This window comes from Burkholderia sp. Bp9031 (genome assembly GCF_003857965.1).
GTDB classification, from domain to species: domain Bacteria; phylum Pseudomonadota; class Gammaproteobacteria; order Burkholderiales; family Burkholderiaceae; genus Burkholderia; species Burkholderia ambifaria_A.
The window spans coordinates 264,972-281,295 of record NZ_QTPW01000008.1; the positions used below are offsets into that span (position 1 = coordinate 264,972).

Here is a 16,324-nt window from a genome sequence, read left to right on the forward strand (position 1 = left end):
GTGCGGCTCCTAGAGTAGCGCCAGGTCGACGTCGCCGGACAGGATGCGGCCGGCGACGGCGGCCAGGTTCCTGTCGGCTTCGCGCAGACTGAGCAAATACGGATGGCGCGCGGCATCGGTCTTGGCCAGCAAGGCCGCCACGAGGTTCTCCGAGGCTGCGAGCAGATCGAGGTGCCCGCGCCAGCGGTTCGCCTCACCGAACGGGCTGTCGAGCGTATAGGGCATCTGGAACGGCGGCCCCGCGAGCGACGCCTCCGACTCGCTCGACACGCGTGACTGCATCAGGATCTCCGAGAGCGCGCGCAGGTTGTACATCTCGCCGAACGCCGCATTGACGATCGTGCCGCGCGGCGTGAACTGCCCGGCCGCATTGAGCCCGCCGTAGAGCGTGAAGCTGTGGATCAGGTACTGCAGCAGCATGCGGTAACGCAGGTTGAACAGCGACGCCCACAGCTGGGTCACCGGCTCGGTGATGGGCGTCACGGGTGCGCCGCCCTGCTCCGGCTCGAGCTCGGGGTCGAGCGCCACGTAGGGATTGACCGCGACAGGCCGCGAAGGCCGCCAGGTGGCGTCTACCTTCGCCGCGTGCAGCTCGGCCGCCGCTGCCGGATAGGCGTCCGTCCAGGCTTCTTCGAGAAAGTCGTCGGGGCGTGCGGCAAGCCAGATGTCGACGCCGCACAGCTCGCCTTCGACGACCGCAAGCATCTCGACATAGATCCGCAAAAAGCGCACGAAATGCGATGGATCCTTGCCGTGGGGCGCCTCCCCTTGCTTGGCGATTTTATCCAGCGCGTTCACCGCGTCGTCGCGCGAGGTGGCGGGCATCACGAGCACGTCCGGCGTTCCGCCTAGCGCGCGACCGCCGCCGCCCCTGTGGCCGCCCTTGTACCCGCGTCCCCATTCGGCGAAATCCGCCTGGCAGCGGTAGGTGTCGGCCTGGAAGACGTCATCGGGCAGGTGGTCCCTGACGAGCGGAATCAGCGTATGAAACAGCTCGGCGACCTGATGAGGCCTGGATGCCTGCTCGCCGACGCGCCGGCGGATATCCTTGCCCAGCTCGCCGCCGTCCCAATCGAGCGGCGCCTCCGTATAGACGTATTTCGCGAGCGAATCCAGCGTCAGCGGTTCGAGCATGAAAGGGAACGGATAGAACGGCGTATCCCACGGGTAATCGTCACGCTCGAAATGCAAGGGCGAGCCGATCAGACGCAGCACGTTCTGCACCGTGATCAGGTGGCCCATCTCCTCCTTGGCGATGCCGAGGATGGTTTCCTGCCAATTGCGGACCGTGTCGCGAAACGCCTCCGGCACCTGCGGCCCGCCCAGCGAATAGCCGGCGTACAGATACTGCACCATCAGGCAATGTTCGATTTCCGCGTCGATGGACAGCAGATAGGTGACGTAGTCGCGCGTCGACAGCTCATGCTTGAGCAGAGGCTCGATGGAAGTGTCTTCGGCGACCGGCTCGCCAAGCGCAAGCCGCTCCAGGGATGAACCGCCGGGCGCGAGATGCCGCCACAGTCTGAGAGATTGCATTGCCGCTCCTTATTTCCTTATTAACTACGTCTGAAAAAGAGGGTCGTGCAGAACGACAGGGAATGGCTGGTCTTTCGGTATTGATGCGCGCCAACCGTCTTTCGACTGGCCGCGCGGTCGTTCGAGCGGGCGCGTCACCGCCCGTCCCGCTCGCTTTCCCCGGCTCCAGCTCGCCTGGAGATCCGCGCCACGTTCAACTGCGACCGCATGCGCCGAACAATCAGCGTGGCTGGCAGATGAACGGGTATTCCGAATCATCAATCAACGGCTCGATGTCGAAGAAATCGTTGAGCACCGATTCCGCCGTGCAATAGGCGCCTTCCACCCAAGCCTGATCGTTTGAATAGCATTCCCCGACGATAAAGATGGGCGCATCCTTGCCGTCAATCAGCTGCGACGGCTTGCGGATTTTTTGCTGGACGTCGGCAACGTCGTAGTGCGCGGCCCACGCGTGGTAGCCGGCACGGAACGGCGGCAGCGACCAGTCGACATAGGCCGCCTCGAGCGGCTCGGGCACGTCCGCATAGTTCGAGTTCGGCCCAAAGTGCAATTCCGCCAGCTGCTTTCGCAGCATCTTGACCATTCTGTCGGGCACCTTGCGCGGCCCGATCAGCGGCTGGATATCGTCGGCGATCGGCACATGCCGCTCTTCGTTCGGCCCGAGCTCCAACTCGCGCCAAAACGTGGTGAAGGTTTCGTCGTCGTAGGAGGCCAGCAGGCCGTAGACCGGCTTTGCATTTTTGTCAGCCGCGTTATTGCCGAAGTAGACCACCATGCGGATCGGCGTGTCGGTCACGCTCGGTCCCATGGTGTTGCGCGTTGCGGCGATGAGCAGCGACGTTTCCTGCTTGACGGTCATCCGCTCGTCGGCCGCTTCTTCCACGGCCTTGACCAGCGCGTCGGCGCTCGCGAACTGGACATTCAGGATCTTGTGCGAACCGGACATCGCGTGCAGGAACACGGGCGGAAAGTCCTGCTCCTTGAGCGACGCGATCACGGCATCCGTTACTTCATAGCCGTTGATCCTGGGCGGATAGGTCGTCGCCGGGTCCAGCCACCACTCCTTCTCGAAGAACATGCCGACCTTGTAAGACGGCTGCATGATGGCCGACTCGAGATAGAGCTTGACCTTCCGGTCGTTCAGGACGTCCAGTCCGCCCCGATCGTCATAGCGGGAGCCCTGGGCAACCTGTTCGAGCGCCGCGCGCGGCATGGCCAGCCAGGCGGCCGCCGTGGCCCGACGGGCAGCCTCCCGGTAGGGATCTTCCCGCGTCGCGATCGTGTAATGGACGACACCGTTCTCGACATGGATGGAGCGCAGCCGCTGGTTCGGGTAATACTGAAGCGTGACGCCTCGCTGCCTCGCCAACTGCTCGATGGCCGCAAACAATGCGTGAAACATGCCCGAGTAGCCGGTCGTCAGCGTCATGTACTGATTGCCCGGCGTGAATTCGTTGTTCGCCTCGAAGGCGACCGCGGTATTCCAGTTGATCACGTTGGACGAGTATCCGTTGCCGTCCGCGGCGTACTGATAGCCTTCCGAGCCGAGTTGGTCGTACATCAGGTTCCAGTAGCCGATGTCCTTGAGCAGATCGCCTTTCTGGAAGATGGAGCTCGACGGCAGTTCGGCCGTGATGCGGCCATCCTGATAAAACGCGTCCCACTGCTTGCGCGTACTCGGACCACTGGTGCTCGTGACCGATACCGCCTCGACGACGGCGAAGCCCTGGTCGGGCGTGGTCGCGGCACCGAAGTTGTTGGCCGCGTACGGCGCCGGATTGCGCGAAGAAATATCGCTTTGATAGAGATTCCTGGCGCGCAGGTAGTAGAGGGGATCGCTCGATTCGTTGAAAGGCACGGCATAGCGGTCGAGCCCGAGCTTGGCGATCACCGTCGTGACCAGCCGGTGGCCCTGCGCTTTACCGTCGTTTTTGCCGTTCCATTGCGAATAGCGCATGCCGCCCAACTCGAGGTACGAATGGTCGGGATTGTTCTTGTAGTGCCAGGTGCAGACCCGGGCACCGGGCGCACGGGTACCCTGAAATTCCTGCGAAAAATCGTACTTGCCCCAGTCGAAGAGTTCCAGGACGTCGCCCTGCTGCAACTGCCGATGCGGATCGCCCCCCGTTCGCGCCTGGCCGTTCAACAGTCGCCAGGCCGTGTACAGGCCGGCGGCACCACACCCGAAGATCGAATAGGTCTTGCTTGCCATGGTGTCCTGCTCCCGTAGATGCGCGGCCTGTGCTCAGGCCAGCTTGTTGAAATAGCGGCTACCGGTGGAGAAGTGCGAGATGTCGAATGGGGTATGACCGTCGAGGGTCAACTGGCAAAGAATTTCGCCTAGCAGCGGAACGAACTTTCCGGCCCAGCCGGTCGCATAGATGACGATGTCGCGGTGGTTCGGCACATAGTCGGGCGCGAAGTCGATCAGCAATTCCTTGTTCGCGATCTTGCTGAGTGCAACGAGGCAGGTCGACGTGAAGCGCGGAACCGGCTCGAGACCCTCCATGTGCTCGCCGACCCATTCGGCCGTGAACGCGAGCTCCTGGGGATTCGGAATGGGTGTGCGCTGATCGGGGGACGTCAGCGGCGCGAGGACGAAATCGGACGCGACACGGATATAGCCCGGGTAATTCCAGGCGACCTCCGGGAAGCCGTAGAACTGGTTGCCGTTGTCGCCCACCGGGTTCTGGAAAACGAACCAGGTGGGGTACTGGATATCCGGCCGGGTCTTGCGGTAGTAGGCCGAGGCCATGTTCCAGTAGGTCGCCGCGATACGGAACCCCAGCAGCCTGAACACGTCGTCGGCATAGGGGCCCGGCGTCAGCACCAGCTTTTCGGCACTGAAGGTCCCAAGCGGCGTCTTCACTTCAAAGAGGCCCTGCCGACGCTCGATGCCGATGACCGGCGCCTCCTGCAACAGCTGCACGAAGGGAGAACGCTGATTCCAGTCGAGCAGCGTCCGCTGCGTGGCCGCGAGATCGATGCTGGCGCCCTGGGCCTGAAAGAGTCCCGTATACGTCGATGGCAGATTGCGAAAGTGAAAGCGCTTCTCCAACTCGCTCGCGTCCAGCGTTTCATAGGCAACCCCTTCAGCCTTCAGCGCTTGCTCGGCGGCGGGGATATTGCCCTCTGTCGACTTGACTGACGGATCGCCGAACCACAAGGTGCCGACCGTGTCCATGAGCGACACCGGCGTCAAGCCTTGCAACTCGTCCCAATAGGGGATCGACTGCTTGACCAGCTTGACCATGTACGCGTCGGGATAGGGAATGCGGAACTGGCGCGACACGCCGGCCGAGCTGCCAAGCTGGTTCACGAAGGTGAACTGCTCGAGCACCAGCGTCCTGGCCTTGCGCTTGCCGAGATGGTAAGCGGTCGACAGGCCCATGGGCCCTCCACCGACAACGATGACGTCATAACGATGCGTTGTGTCGTGCATGTTGGGGCTCCAGGGCATCCGGAAGCACATCGATTTCAGCGATCCGCGAGATCACGGTCCCGATTGATGCAGCGACGGCCGCGTCGCTAAGTCGAGCTTTAGAGAGGCTTTGAAAAGCGGAATTGATTACGCCAATTTCAAGCTTGGCGATGCGTCGTCGCCCGTATCACGCTTAGCCAGCCGCGCGGTCAAATTACATCCCTAGCGACGGTATGTGAGCAAGCTGGCAACTCTGACAGGAGGTTGAGATCTCAATCCCGGTTCGTCGCGACGAATCAGGTTTTCCGCCTATGTTCTTATAGCCGATGTAGATGTGGTACAGATCCGCAGAGATTTGGCTTCCAGCCGGGCTACTTCGAAGCCCGCCCGGCGGAAGCAGGCCACGGGGAAAAACGGCGGCCGAGAACACGACATCCGGTGTGATGCGGACAAGGGTTGCCGTCGTTGCGTCACGCAGCGCGCACCATCGTCAGCCGAAAATCCCGAGGCCATTCTTCTCCACAAGCTGGAGCATACGCGCGGCGATCCCGCTGGGCTGGTGGGCGAGTTCGCGCCGAATTAGTTCGTCGGCTTGGCGCGACAGTGCGCTCCGCTCGAACAGCATCGACTGCATCCGTTCTTGGGGGGCGAACAAGGTAAGCACAATTTTCTATCATAGGCGACCAAGTTATTATGACTTGGTCAAGTCGCCGAAAATTGGCATATATACTGGGCCAACTGGGCTCAGAGTTCATCCCAGATTTGCGGAAATGATTCAGCAGGTCAGGCCAGGGAGTCTAAGACTTGGGTTGCCACAAATACCCCGCTTTTTGCAGCCGGGCAAGCCAGGCTCCCCGCTTGCCATGACTCGACATCAATTGCGCCAGACGACGCCGGAATACGGCATCCCGCCTGGCGTTTTCATACGCTTCGGCGAGATCCTGCAACTTCTGGAATACTTGATCGTAGGCGCTGCCCGTTGTGCGTCGCAGTTGTGCATCGATGCTTGACCACGCCGCGTCTTCCTGTTCGAGAAGTGATGTGAGGTACCGTGTGCGTTCCTTACGACGGCGGACCTCGGCCGCCTGGCGTGCTTCCTGTTCCCTTCTTTCACGGATGGCGCGATGAGAGGCGACCCTTGATTCGATCTCGGATATTCGACGGCGCTCGGGAAAATTCAATTGATTTGCATTCCTACCTTTCTCCCATTTGAGAAAAGCGTTTCGAAGCGCTCTCTCCGCTTCGCGGCTGCGTCCTTGTAGCAGCATGCGCAGTTGCGCCCGCATTTCATCAACCGGCAACTCACGTAGCCAGGGATCAAAGCGACAGTCTTCGCTCCCGCTGGATTCCGGGGCCAATAATGACGGGCTGGCCTCCGCGGCGGCGGCGAGCCAATCCGCATCCAGCATCAGAAACTCGGCCAGTGCTACCTGTGCGGGCGTCAACGCCTGTAGGCCCGCAGGCACCGGTGGTTCGATTTCGTCATCGTGTAGCTCATCATTCCCGAGGCGGGCAAGCCACCCAAGATAAAGCGGGCGAGCATCGCCGCCGAGCAGCTCGTCGCGTACTGGCAGCAGGCGCGTCATCCACCCCGCACCATCCATCTCCTCCGAGAAGCGGGCGTGTTCACCTGAGTCATCGTTGAACGACCAGTCGAGGATGCACCAGTCATCGACGTCCATGGCCTCGAATGCTTTCTCGAAACGGGAGCGCCTCTTTCGTCCAGCCTTGACGTAATCGCGGATGGTCGCCGCATCAAACGTCCCGCGCGGCAGGCGAAGAAGCAGGCGGCAGCTGCCCCAGTTGGAGGAGTAGACGTGGGCATCGAAATATTGCTGTACCCACTCGAGCGGGTCGCCCTTGAGGTTTCCCCAGTGATATTCGTTGACGAAGCTTGAGGCGGTGATCGTGGCCCGCGTGGAGAGACTGCGCAACTCTGCCTGCTGGGTCGCCGTAAGCAGCTGGTCGACGCATGCAAACTCGTAGTATTGGTATTCGCTCATGCCAGATTCCCGCAGCGAAGCGCATGGAAGAGAAGAAGGTGGATGTACTGGTGCGCAGCCCGCCGGAGCCATGAAACTCCGGGCCGACGTGAAAGCCGGATTGCTTCATGGCAAGCGCCGAAAGGCGTGCTCGTTGCCATTGTGACGTCCTTTCGGCACGCGATGCGATGCTTTCAGCCAGCCGCGTCCGCGCCGCCCAGTCGCATCCGGTAGTCCATCAGGAGCTGCTGTTGTGCTTCGAGCTGCGCGGCCAGCTTCGTGAGGTCCGCGCGGAGCGAGTCACGGGCCTCGCGAACCTGGAGCAACTCGACTGCCCGCGCATCGGCTGCCGCCTGCGCTGCGTCGCGCTCGGCCTCGGCGCGCGCCCGATCGGTGAGCGCACGATTGAGGGCGGACTGCAGCGCCTCGCCATGTGCCTGCTGATCGCGTGCGAGCCGGGTCGCGGCCGTCGCTTCTGCGACGAGCCGCGCGTTGTCCCGGTTTAGTTGCGTGATCTCGTTCTGCCGGACGATGGCCGACTGGTTCGCCTGGCGTAGCTCAGCCTGCACCTGCTGGACCTGCTGCTCATGTCGGTGGGCTTCCTGTTCGCGCTGCTCGCGCGCAGCCGTACGGAAGTGCTCAAGGGCATCGCGCGCATGCACGAGCTTGGCCTCAAGCGACAGGCGGAAGCCTTCCTGCTCGGCAAGGCGCTCGGTCTGGTCGCGTACCTGCTGGGTGAGCCGCTCTACGTCCAGGTCGCGCTGATGCAGCGCCACGCGAGTCCCGGCGTGCGCCTCCTGCTCCCCGGAAAGGGCGGCGGTCGCGCCAGCGAGTTGCTCTCGCACCGTGGCCAGCTCAGCGCCGAGCCTTGCGATTTCGGACTGCGCCTGCTGCTGTTGCGCGGCCGCAGCGGCGGCCTGCTGGTCGACGAGGGCTTGTGCTTCCTCGTGCAGGCGGGCTGCGAGCCGGGCCACCAGATCCTGGATCGCGTCCGAGAGCGACCCGGCGCGTGTGAGTGACGCGCCCTCATCTTCCTCCAGTTCCTTCAGGTACCGGTGGATCGTGGTTTTCGAGCCCGTATTGCCGAGCGCGATACGTATCGCGTCGATCGATGTGTGCTGCCCCTGCGCGAGCAATGCGTCGCGGGCGCGCTTAACGTCCATGCGCGTAAGACCGGTGCGGGCCATCTGCTTCCTCGCTCGAATATCGTACTGTATTACGTACCATGTATATACGTATTACAGTACGCGGTCAATGGCAGTTTTATGTGAGCGTTGATGGCATACGATAAAGGAGGATTATCCAGTGTGATGGTCCGAATCCGACTTGTCCCGCCGCACAACCGGTACGAAATATGGAAATTGACGATCTCCGGGGGATTGCTGGTCAAATTGGGATGTTGCAACCCAGAGCGTGGACCACAAGCGTTTGATGTGTATAATTCAATTGTTTTATACACATTTACGAGGCGCGCCATGCGTACCAATATCGAGATCGACGACCGGTTGATGGCCGAAGCGCTTGCCGCAACGGGCGTCCGGACCAAACGTGAAGCGGTCGAGCTTGGCCTGAAAACGATCATCCGGCTCAAGCAGCAGGAGCAGATTCGCCAGTTCCGCGGCAAATTGCCGTGGGAAGGGGACCTGGATGCCATGAGGCGCGACCAGTGATACTCGTCGATTCAAGCGTGTGGATCGACTACTTCCGGGGGCTGGCTTCACCCCAAGCCAGCCGACTGGATGCCCTGCTGGGCCGGGAGGTGCTGGTCACCGGCGACCTGATCGTCGCCGAGGTGCTACAGGGATTTGCCGCCGAGTCGGCGTTCAATACGGCCCGGCAGCTGATGACGACGCGATTCGATGTCGTCTCGCTGGTGGGGCCGGATAACGCCATTCAGGCGGCCCGGAATTACCGCATCTTGCGAGCGCAGGGCGTAACGATCCGCAAAACCATCGATACGCTGATCGCGACGTGGTGCATTGAAAACGGTGCGCCGCTGCTCTTCAGCGACCGGGATTTCGATCCGTTCGTCGAGCACCTCGGTCTTCAGTCTGCAATGCGCGACGACTAACGTGCCGGTGACAGCAAACAGCAAGAAACGATACGGAATACGAATTCACCACGGGTTTCAGGCCAGCTGCAGCTGGAGATCTTCTCCGGGCGTGCGGACCTGATAGCCCATCGCCCGGTAGCCGCGCTGGCGTTTCTCCCACATGCGCTGCAGTGCCGGATGGCCACCATCCACATAATCGATCACCCGTACGCCGGTCTTGCCCGCATGCTCGCGGTGCAGCCGGCCGGCATACTGCTGCAGCGTGCCCCTCCACGCAACCGGCATGGCCAGCACCAGGGTGTCCAGCGCCGGATGGTCGAAGCCTTCGCCTACGAGCCTGCCGGTCGCCAGCACCACGCGGGGCGTGTCACCGGCCAGCGCGTCAAGGGCAGCCAGCTGCGCCACCCGCGCTTTCCTGCCGAGGCGGCCGTGCAGCACGAACAGCGGTTGCACGGTGTCTTCCAGGGCCTGCTGCAGGCTTTCGAGATGGTCTGTGCGCTCGGTGAGCACCAGCACGTTGCGTCCCCGCGCGTATTGCTCATGGATGGCCGTGGCGATCATGCGCGTGCGCGACGCATCTTGGGCGAGACGCGCGAACACTTCCTGGATCGGCGCGTCGGCAGTAACGTCCACTGCGGCGGTGAGCCTTTGCGGGAATACCTCGAGCATCTGGGGCGCGCTGGCCGGGGATTTCGCCGCATGCCGGATCGGCCCGCACAGCATGAACATCACCGGTTGCTGGCTGTCGCGCCGCACGGGCGTGGCCGTCAGACCCAGCACGTAACGGGCATGGACGGCCTTGAGCACCGCCTCGAAGGAATCCGCCGAGACGTGGTGACATTCGTCGACAATGACATGGCCGTAACGCCGCAACAGCTCGCCGCGGGCACCATCGGGCGCCACCGACTGCAGCATCGCGACGTCGATCCGGCCGGTCGCTTTCGACTTGCCGCCGCCAATCGTGCCGATCGCGCGCGCGTCGAGTGCGAGAAACGACTGCAGGCGTTCACGCCACTGGTCAAGCAGCTCCCGGCGGTGCACAAGCACGAGCGTGTTGACGCCACGCTGCGCGATCATCGCGGCCGCCGTCACGGTCTTGCCGAACGCCGTCGGCGCATGCAGGATGCCGGTGTCGTGTCGCAGCAGGTCGGTAACGGCCGCCTGCTGGTCATCGCGCAACGTGCCGGCAAACGGAACTGCAAGCGGCTCGCCGGTGCAGCGCTCGTCGCGGATGTCGCAGGCGATGTCGTTATCGCGCAGTAGCGTCACGACGTCGTCAAGGCATCCGCGCGGCAATGCAATGTGGCGCGGGCAGTTCTCGGCGCGCCCAATGATGCGTGGCTTGTCCCATACGCTGAAGCCGCGCGCCTGGGCCCGGTAGAACTCCGGATTCTGGAAGGCGGCCAGCCGGATGAGCCGGTTGAGCAGTGCCTGCGGAAGCTGCGCCTTTTCAAGATAGAGCTGGTTCGCGAGCGTCAGCGTGAGCGACGCCGGCATCGTTCCAGCCAGCCGCTTCGGCTGCGCGGGCGGTGGCTTCCATGGTTCGGCCTGGTCCTCCTCGGCGATGAACGCGACGTCGAGCGGGTGCGCACCGCCCGTGGCGCGAAAGATCACCCCCTCGATGTCGCGGCTGTCCATGGTTTGCACGGACGCGAGATACGACCACTGGTCAGCGTACGGCTGAAAGCCCTCATCGACAAACACGCTCCAACCATGCTCGCGTGGCTGCTTCTGCAGCGGCAGGGCAATGAGGTTACCGAAGCCGCCCTTGGGCAGCACATCCTGGTTCGGGAAGAGCCGGTCGTAGGACGTCAGTTCGAGCTGACGGGTCCGGGTACAGGTGTGGCTGATGATGGCTGAGCCCATCCGTCGCGCGTCACGTGCAGCAACGGCCGACGAGAAGAAGATCCACGCGTGAGCGCCATTGCCTGAACGCGAGATTTCGAGCGATACGGGCACGTCCATCTCGAGGCAGGATTGCCGGAACGCCTGCGCATCTTCACGCCAGCCTTCCTCGTCGAAGTCGACAGCGAGCAGGTAGCAGGTGCCATCCGGCATCAGTGGATAGAGGCCCACTGTGCGATCGCCAGCCAGGTGCGTATAGACGACCTGGTCGTCCAGCGTCAGCAGTACACGATGCCCGCAGTCGGCACACCGGATGCGGGGCTTTTCGCAGATCCCGGCGCGCCATTCGTTGGCGCACGCCGGCGCGTAGCCGGATTTTCCGGAATTGCGGCTTTCCCAGCGTAGCGGATAGACATCCGTGCGGCCGCGAAACAGCCGCCGGAAGAGCTGTACCTTCTGCTCGGGCGAAAGTACGGGGGCGCCCGTGTTTCGCACTGCTGGCGATGGTGCGCTCCGGGCCACCCGCACGGGCTTTGCCTGTGCCTGCAGCGTTGCCGGCAGCAAGGCGGTGAGCCGCGCGATTTCGGCCTGCAGGCGGGCGAGCTCCGCGAGCAGCTCCTCGCGTGTGAAATTTTCCCAGTCTGCCTGTAGCAGCTTGCCTTCGTTCATTGCTTCACCGGCCGAAACCCTGGCTCCCATCGAGCACGCCGGCTGGCGCACGCGTTCGTTGTTGCATATCATCGTCTCCGATACAGATCACCTGATTTTACCCACGAGCCATGTCTGCCATCGATCGCTACGTCCAAGCCGCGACGCGCGAAAACACCCGGCGCAGTTACCAGTCGGCGCTCCGGCATTTCGAGCTTGAATGGGGCGGTTTTCTGCCCGCGAGCGCTGACATGATCGCGCGGTACCTTGCCGATCACGCAGAAACCCTGTCTATCAATACCCTGCGCTCGCGGCTTGCAGCGCTCGCGCAATGGCATCAGACGCAGGGTTTTCCGGATCCGACGAAGGCCCCACATGTGCGCAAGGTCCTCAGAGGTATCGTCGCGCTGCATCCTGCAAGCGAGAAGCGGGCGAAGCCCATGCAGCTCGCGCAGCTCGAAAAGCTCACAGCCTGGCTCGATGAGCAGATCGCCAGGGAAGCCGACGAGCGCGAGCGCCTCGCGTGCATTCGCAACCGGGCCCTGGTGCTGCTGGGCTTCTGGCGCGGGTTTCGCTCCGACGAACTCAGTCGGCTGCGGATCGAGCACGTTGCCGTTGAGGCGGGCCGCGGCATGACGCTGTACCTGCCCCGCACGAAAGGCGACCGCGCGCAGCTGGGCACGACCTTCAAGGCCCCTGCGCTTTCACGCCTGTGTCCGGTGACGGCTTACGAGGCGTGGATTGCGGCGTCCGGCCTGACGGAGGGGCCCGTGTTCCGGGGCATTGACCGCTGGGGAAACATCAACGACGAGGGACTGCATGCGGGCAGCTTCGTGCCGCTGTTGCGTGCGCTTTTCCAGGCGGCAGGCCTGGCCGCGCCGGACAGCTACAGCAGCCATTCGCTACGGCGGGGCTTCGCAACGTGGGCCAACTCGAACGGCTGGGATCTGAAAATGCTGATGCAGTACGTGGGCTGGAAAGACGTACGTTCGGCGATGCGCTACATCGACGCCGCCGATCCGTTCGCGCAACACCGCATCGAATCGGCACTTGCAACGCCAGGCACGGCCGTGCAGGAACGACCCGTCATCGCATCGCCTGCAGCATAGTTGCTGGATCGGGGCGTCACTCCACGCTCCTCTGACGGATACGTACCGGGGGAGATTCGCTTTCAGCTCAATCGCGATCCGGGCCTGCCATATCTTCATGACGGAGCGCTTCGAGCGGGCGCAATGCATCACGGATGGATAAAAGCCCGGCGACAAAGTGATCGATCCGGTCGAGCACATCCTCGATCTGTTCGACAATCGACGCGCCCCGGGTTGTTGCCGCGAAGCTCGCACCGTTGACGAGCGCATGCGCCATACCGTGCAGGCGCAGCAGATCGTCCCGCAGGCCTTCCGGATCGTTAAGGCCGGTGCGCAGTTCGTCGAGCGTATCTACCGCATCGAGCACCCGCGTCGGGTCATAGCGCGACTGCAGCCCTTCCAGTGCGGCGGCATCAACTTCACCGTACGGCATGGTGGTCACCGCGGCTCTTGAACTCATCCAGCGTTACCTCATTTCGTCGTGAGGCCGGGCCGCCCGGCCAAACAGGGCATCGTTGATCCAGCTTTCGGGCGGACGTTCCAGATGCAGCCAGTAGCGCCCGAAGCGGCGAATGTTGTGCGTCGCATATGGGCTCACGAATTCAACGTCCTCGGTGCGGACCTTCGCCCTCGGCCACCATGTCGCGCAGGGCTCGCATCCTGTCCACCGTGTTTTGCAGGATCACGGCCAGCGCTCGACTCGGCAGAGCTCGAGGTAGAAGTCGCGTTTGAGCGGGTCGTCGACATACATCAGCGTCTTCAGGTGAGTCCAACTCAACTCTCTCCGCAGCGCGGAGAGAATTGGTTCGTCGGGAAACACCTCGGCCGCGCGAACGCAATGGCGCAACTGCTGCTCGCTCCAGCCACGCCCATACTCGACCGTTAGTCGCTGGGCAAGCGCAGCGAGGATGTGCTGCCCGTAAGCGGCGCGTGCACCGCGCAACACGCGCCGTCCCGAATGCGGCGACCAACCTGCCAGTAGAGCAGCGTCAATTCCGAGTTGACGGCGGCGGCCGCGCGGGTGCGGGCCATATCGATCATCTGTCGGACGTCGTTCGGCAGGGACGCAGGAATCAGGTCGGTCATGTTGTCGGGTATCGCGGAAATCAGTTGCCGGCGCGCAGCGCCGGGTAACGAAACTGGGGCTTCAGACGTTGCCGACGTTGTCGCTGACAGCGTTCCGGTTTGCCGTGGCGGTGCCTCTACTGCTGGCCTTTGCCGTGGGGCGCCATGCGCTGCCGTGGCGGGCAGTGCCACGAGTAGCTGCGCTCGGCATTCTCGGCATCGGTGTGGGGCAGGTTGCCCAGACCTTCGGCGTTACCGGTACGTCGGCGTCCGTCGGCACGATCATTTCCGCAACCATTCCGGTATTCATCGTTTTCTTCGCAGCCGTACGGCTCAGGCAGCACGTCTCAGCCTTACAGCGAGTCGGCCTGCTCGCCGCATTCGCGGGAATTGCGCTCGTCGCGCTTGGGCATGGTCATGGTGCGACGGCCACCGCGCCAACGACACTGGCCGGAGCGGGATGGCTTCTGTCGTCCGCTATCGCGATTGCGTTCTACTACGTCTGGAGCGTCGAACTGACCAGTGCGTACGGTACCGGCACGGTGGTGGCGTGGAGCAGAGCACACTGTTCGGTTTCATAGCCGTGCTGCCCTGGAGTATCAGTGAATTCAGGCACGTACCGATCAACATCACCACGCAAGGCGTCGCGGCTGCCGTATATCTAGGTGTCGTGGTGACCGTTGCAGGTCTACTCCTGTGGTTGAACCTCTTGCGCGTCGTTCCGGCGCGCGTCGCCGCGAGCGTTCAGTGCCTCCAGCCTTTGGTCGGCATAGTCGCGGGGTCTGCGAAGTTTGGCGATACGCTCGGGGCGTCGTTCGTAGGCGGCGTGCTGCTCGTCCTGACCGGACTCGTACTGACGATGAGCACGGGGAAGACACCTCGTTAGGCGGGGGGCAACCGAACGGCCGCAGGCTGTGGTACCGAAGCGACACCTCAGCATCGCGACGCGGCGGAAACGAATGTCCCAAACTGGCGGATCCCGTCGGAACAATGCCGTATCGCCGCTCGGCGGCTGCGGAGGTCGCAGCCCGACCCGTGTGAGTCATTCAGGTGCGACCCACCTCCTCCGCTTTCAAGCCGACTTCGGCTGATCATCGCAATCGAGCCTTTGTCGCTGGCTGCAGCGTAACCATTCTTCAGATTTGCGGGCGGGTCCATTTCCAGCGCGTTTGTGCTTGGAGCGCCACCGAGATTGGGAAGAAAGGTTACGAAGCCTCAAGCGGGCGCGTAAGGCGAGTTCCTGCACCATCGCCACCCGAATCGCCTGGGCGAAGCGCAGCAATGCATCCTTTGACCCGGATACGCTGCTGTATTCCTGCTGGCCGATACGCCCCTCCAGAAGCACTGCCAATCCCGCTTCCTGCGCCATTCTCAACATGTCCATTTTGATAGCCCCCGGCGTCGTCGCAACCTGGCGCCTTATGACTCGATACCACTACGTGCGCATTTTCCATACCGCGTCGATATCTGGAAAATGTATCGATTGGTTGTCCGGTGGCGGATGCGAACCGGCCACGTCTGTTCATGGCCGGTTTCTGTCTTTTATCGATCGCTTACCGATGGGACGACGAGTCCGGCATCCAAGGCCATGCGTATTCGGGGTCAGGAGTCCTTGCAGCTCCTTGCAGCTCTCAGGGCGCGAGCGCACAGGAGATATTGCCTCGAGCAATCAGCCTGCGCCGTCGGCGGTGCACGGAGTGTCACGTCGATGTCGCATCCTGGCTCCACTGCCCGGATTACTACTCCCTGCGGTAGTGCCCTACACTAGAACTTCCACGTTCCGCGGGCTCGGTTGCAGCTTTGATGCAATGCAGTGTTGCCGCCGGCCGATTGAAGCGAGCGACTGGCGATACCACGGGCAACGCCGGAGTTAGCTGCTGCCTGAGCGCATCTGGAACCGACGTTCAAGGAGGCGTTCATCATGTTGCAAGCCAGTGAAATCCAAAAGCGCTTTACCCATCTGCAGCAAACCGTGAGCGAGGCATCACGTACCTGCCACGCCGACAGGACGATTCCAAAGGACCTGATCAACTGGGTGGATGAGTTGGACAAGGAATGCAAATCGGCGAAGAAGCTCATGGCGTCCAACGATGAAGATCGTATTCGGCAATGCGTCGACGATCTCGAACGAATCGGTGATCGTGCAGAGCGTGCTTGCCAACAGGCCGGCAGTCTTGATGCCAAGATCATGAATGCAGTAAGTACGATGCATTCGGAACTTTCCGATCTAAAGCGACAACTGCATTGACGTACCCGACAGCCCCGGTTTCATGTGTGTTTCACGCCGGGGCTGTTTGCCCTTCGGCCCGCACTTTGACACGCCGATAGGCAATATCAACGACTGGACCTTACCGGCACCCGCTGTTTGTGAACACGCGGTGCAACAGTTCGAGCACTTGCACGCGGGTCCTGAAGCAAGGGCATTTTATGCGCTGATGCGATGGGTCGAGGGGCTTGATCCGTCCTTTCGGGAGTGATCGCAGCCGTGGTGGTCGCGCCCATGCGAGCGCGATTGGGCAAGCCCACCCCTAATCTGTGCTCGCGCTCGCAGATCATCAGCGGACCGGAGTCGACCCGAAGCGGTCGGGCGCAATTCCCCAAATCGGTCATTCAATGTGCCGCTTAACTTGAGTCCGCATCGTCCGGCCCAGGGACGAATCGCTGCCAGATAGCAGGCATTCGTTGG

15 protein-coding genes and 2 pseudogenes are annotated in these 16,324 nt (G+C 62.5%); 6 read left to right on the forward strand and 11 right to left on the reverse strand.

Features of this window, described 5'->3' with window-relative positions:
• Positions 1-9: 9 nt before the first annotated feature.
• From DIE15_RS14010 to DIE15_RS14030, 6 genes are all read right to left on the reverse strand, one after another.
• Positions 10-1,536, reverse strand: a complete 1,527-nt coding sequence (locus DIE15_RS14010) for a ferritin-like domain-containing protein (protein WP_124833573.1) — start codon at positions 1,534-1,536, stop codon at positions 10-12.
• A 220-nt stretch (positions 1,537-1,756) separates the two neighbouring features.
• On the reverse strand, positions 1,757-3,748 hold the full coding sequence (locus DIE15_RS14015; RefSeq protein ID WP_124833574.1) for a hypothetical protein: 1,992 nt from the start codon (positions 3,746-3,748) through the stop codon (positions 1,757-1,759).
• A 33-nt stretch (positions 3,749-3,781) separates the two neighbouring features.
• Complete coding sequence (locus tag DIE15_RS14020) at positions 3,782-5,008, reverse strand: FAD-dependent oxidoreductase (RefSeq protein ID WP_311771973.1); 1,227 nt, start codon at positions 5,006-5,008, stop codon at positions 3,782-3,784.
• 439 nt (positions 5,009-5,447) lie between these two features.
• Entirely contained in the window at positions 5,448-5,591 is a 144-nt protein-coding gene (locus tag DIE15_RS36995) for a hypothetical protein (protein ID WP_185734460.1), read from the reverse strand.
• A gap of 163 nt (positions 5,592-5,754) precedes the next feature.
• Positions 5,755-6,960 (reverse strand): hypothetical protein, encoded by a 1,206-nt coding sequence (locus DIE15_RS14025; RefSeq protein ID WP_124833576.1) that lies wholly within the window; start codon positions 6,958-6,960, stop codon positions 5,755-5,757.
• Between the two features lie 173 nt (positions 6,961-7,133).
• Positions 7,134-8,126 carry a DNA-binding protein gene (locus DIE15_RS14030; protein ID WP_124833577.1) on the reverse strand — a complete coding sequence of 331 codons (993 nt, stop codon included), beginning with the start codon at positions 8,124-8,126 and terminating at the stop codon, positions 7,134-7,136.
• A gap of 288 nt (positions 8,127-8,414) precedes the next feature.
• Here DIE15_RS14030 and DIE15_RS14035 point away from each other — a divergent pair, with 288 nt between their 5' ends.
• Both DIE15_RS14035 and DIE15_RS14040 read left to right on the forward strand, forming a co-directional pair.
• Positions 8,415-8,609, forward strand: coding sequence for a type II toxin-antitoxin system VapB family antitoxin (locus tag DIE15_RS14035; RefSeq protein ID WP_124833578.1), 195 nt, complete (start codon positions 8,415-8,417; stop codon positions 8,607-8,609).
• Complete coding sequence (locus DIE15_RS14040; RefSeq protein ID WP_027820332.1) at positions 8,606-9,010, forward strand: PIN domain nuclease; 405 nt, start codon at positions 8,606-8,608, stop codon at positions 9,008-9,010. The genes DIE15_RS14035 and DIE15_RS14040 overlap by 4 nt, the downstream gene beginning before the upstream one ends.
• A gap of 57 nt (positions 9,011-9,067) precedes the next feature.
• On the opposite strand, the gene DIE15_RS14045 is transcribed toward DIE15_RS14040, so the two are convergent.
• The gene (locus DIE15_RS14045; protein WP_124833579.1) at positions 9,068-11,506 is read right to left on the reverse strand and encodes a TOTE conflict system archaeo-eukaryotic primase domain-containing protein; all 2,439 of its coding nucleotides are present in this window, start codon (positions 11,504-11,506) and stop codon (positions 9,068-9,070) included.
• Between the two features lie 110 nt (positions 11,507-11,616).
• Here DIE15_RS14045 and DIE15_RS14050 point away from each other — a divergent pair, with 110 nt between their 5' ends.
• Complete coding sequence (locus DIE15_RS14050; protein WP_260428256.1) at positions 11,617-12,594, forward strand: site-specific integrase; 978 nt, start codon at positions 11,617-11,619, stop codon at positions 12,592-12,594.
• Positions 12,595-12,661: 67 nt separating this feature from the next.
• Here the strand turns inward: DIE15_RS14050 and tnpC are convergent, their stop codons facing one another.
• The 3 genes and pseudogenes from tnpC to DIE15_RS37360 all read right to left on the reverse strand — a co-directional run.
• A complete protein-coding gene (tnpC, locus tag DIE15_RS14055) occupies positions 12,662-13,033 on the reverse strand; it encodes a Tn3 family transposase post-transcriptional regulator TnpC (protein WP_124833580.1) in 372 nt (123 codons plus the stop codon).
• Positions 13,034-13,039: 6 nt separating this feature from the next.
• Positions 13,040-13,268: pseudogene (locus DIE15_RS38130) on the reverse strand (Tn3 family transposase); the annotation flags it as partial.
• A pseudogene (locus tag DIE15_RS37360) lies at positions 13,262-13,659 on the reverse strand (DUF1016 N-terminal domain-containing protein); the annotation flags it as partial. The pseudogenes DIE15_RS37360 and DIE15_RS38130, both read right to left, overlap by 7 nt.
• Before the next feature lie 77 nt (positions 13,660-13,736).
• On the opposite strand from DIE15_RS37360, the gene DIE15_RS37665 reads away from it, so the two are divergent.
• Entirely contained in the window at positions 13,737-14,219 is a 483-nt protein-coding gene (locus DIE15_RS37665; protein ID WP_260428257.1) for a DMT family transporter, read from the forward strand.
• Between the two features lie 2 nt (positions 14,220-14,221).
• Positions 14,222-14,524, forward strand: coding sequence for an EamA family transporter (locus DIE15_RS37670; RefSeq protein WP_260428260.1), 303 nt, complete (start codon positions 14,222-14,224; stop codon positions 14,522-14,524).
• A gap of 186 nt (positions 14,525-14,710) precedes the next feature.
• Here the strand turns inward: DIE15_RS37670 and DIE15_RS14080 are convergent, their stop codons facing one another.
• Positions 14,711-15,007 (reverse strand): hypothetical protein, encoded by a 297-nt coding sequence (locus DIE15_RS14080; RefSeq protein WP_175825103.1) that lies wholly within the window; start codon positions 15,005-15,007, stop codon positions 14,711-14,713.
• Between the two features lie 552 nt (positions 15,008-15,559).
• On the opposite strand from DIE15_RS14080, the gene DIE15_RS14085 reads away from it, so the two are divergent.
• The gene (locus tag DIE15_RS14085) at positions 15,560-15,886 is read left to right on the forward strand and encodes a hypothetical protein (RefSeq protein ID WP_124833583.1); all 327 of its coding nucleotides are present in this window, start codon (positions 15,560-15,562) and stop codon (positions 15,884-15,886) included.
• Positions 15,887-16,324 lie beyond the last annotated feature (438 nt).

What these genes read in the sequence shown, in the direction of transcription:
- DIE15_RS14010 (WP_124833573.1), bottom strand. Translation starts at nt 1,536, where the DNA reads ATGCAATCTCTCAGACTGTGGCGGCATCTCGCGCCCGGCGGTTCATCC.
- DIE15_RS14015 (WP_124833574.1), bottom strand. Translation starts at nt 3,748, where the DNA reads ATGGCAAGCAAGACCTATTCGATCTTCGGGTGTGGTGCCGCCGGCCTG.
- DIE15_RS14020 (WP_311771973.1), bottom strand. Translation starts at nt 5,008, where the DNA reads ATGTGCTTCCGGATGCCCTGGAGCCCCAACATGCACGACACAACGCAT.
- DIE15_RS36995 (WP_185734460.1), bottom strand. Translation starts at nt 5,591, where the DNA reads ATGCAGTCGATGCTGTTCGAGCGGAGCGCACTGTCGCGCCAAGCCGAC.
- DIE15_RS14025 (WP_124833576.1), bottom strand. Translation starts at nt 6,960, where the DNA reads ATGAGCGAATACCAATACTACGAGTTTGCATGCGTCGACCAGCTGCTT.
- DIE15_RS14030 (WP_124833577.1), bottom strand. Translation starts at nt 8,126, where the DNA reads ATGGCCCGCACCGGTCTTACGCGCATGGACGTTAAGCGCGCCCGCGAC.
- DIE15_RS14035 (WP_124833578.1), top strand. Translation starts at nt 8,415, where the DNA reads ATGCGTACCAATATCGAGATCGACGACCGGTTGATGGCCGAAGCGCTT.
- DIE15_RS14045 (WP_124833579.1), bottom strand. Translation starts at nt 11,506, where the DNA reads ATGAACGAAGGCAAGCTGCTACAGGCAGACTGGGAAAATTTCACACGC.
- DIE15_RS14050 (WP_260428256.1), top strand. Translation starts at nt 11,617, where the DNA reads ATGTCTGCCATCGATCGCTACGTCCAAGCCGCGACGCGCGAAAACACC.
- tnpC (WP_124833580.1), bottom strand. Translation starts at nt 13,033, where the DNA reads ATGAGTTCAAGAGCCGCGGTGACCACCATGCCGTACGGTGAAGTTGAT.
- DIE15_RS14080 (WP_175825103.1), bottom strand. Translation starts at nt 15,007, where the DNA reads ATGGCGCAGGAAGCGGGATTGGCAGTGCTTCTGGAGGGGCGTATCGGC.
- DIE15_RS14085 (WP_124833583.1), top strand. Translation starts at nt 15,560, where the DNA reads ATGTTGCAAGCCAGTGAAATCCAAAAGCGCTTTACCCATCTGCAGCAA.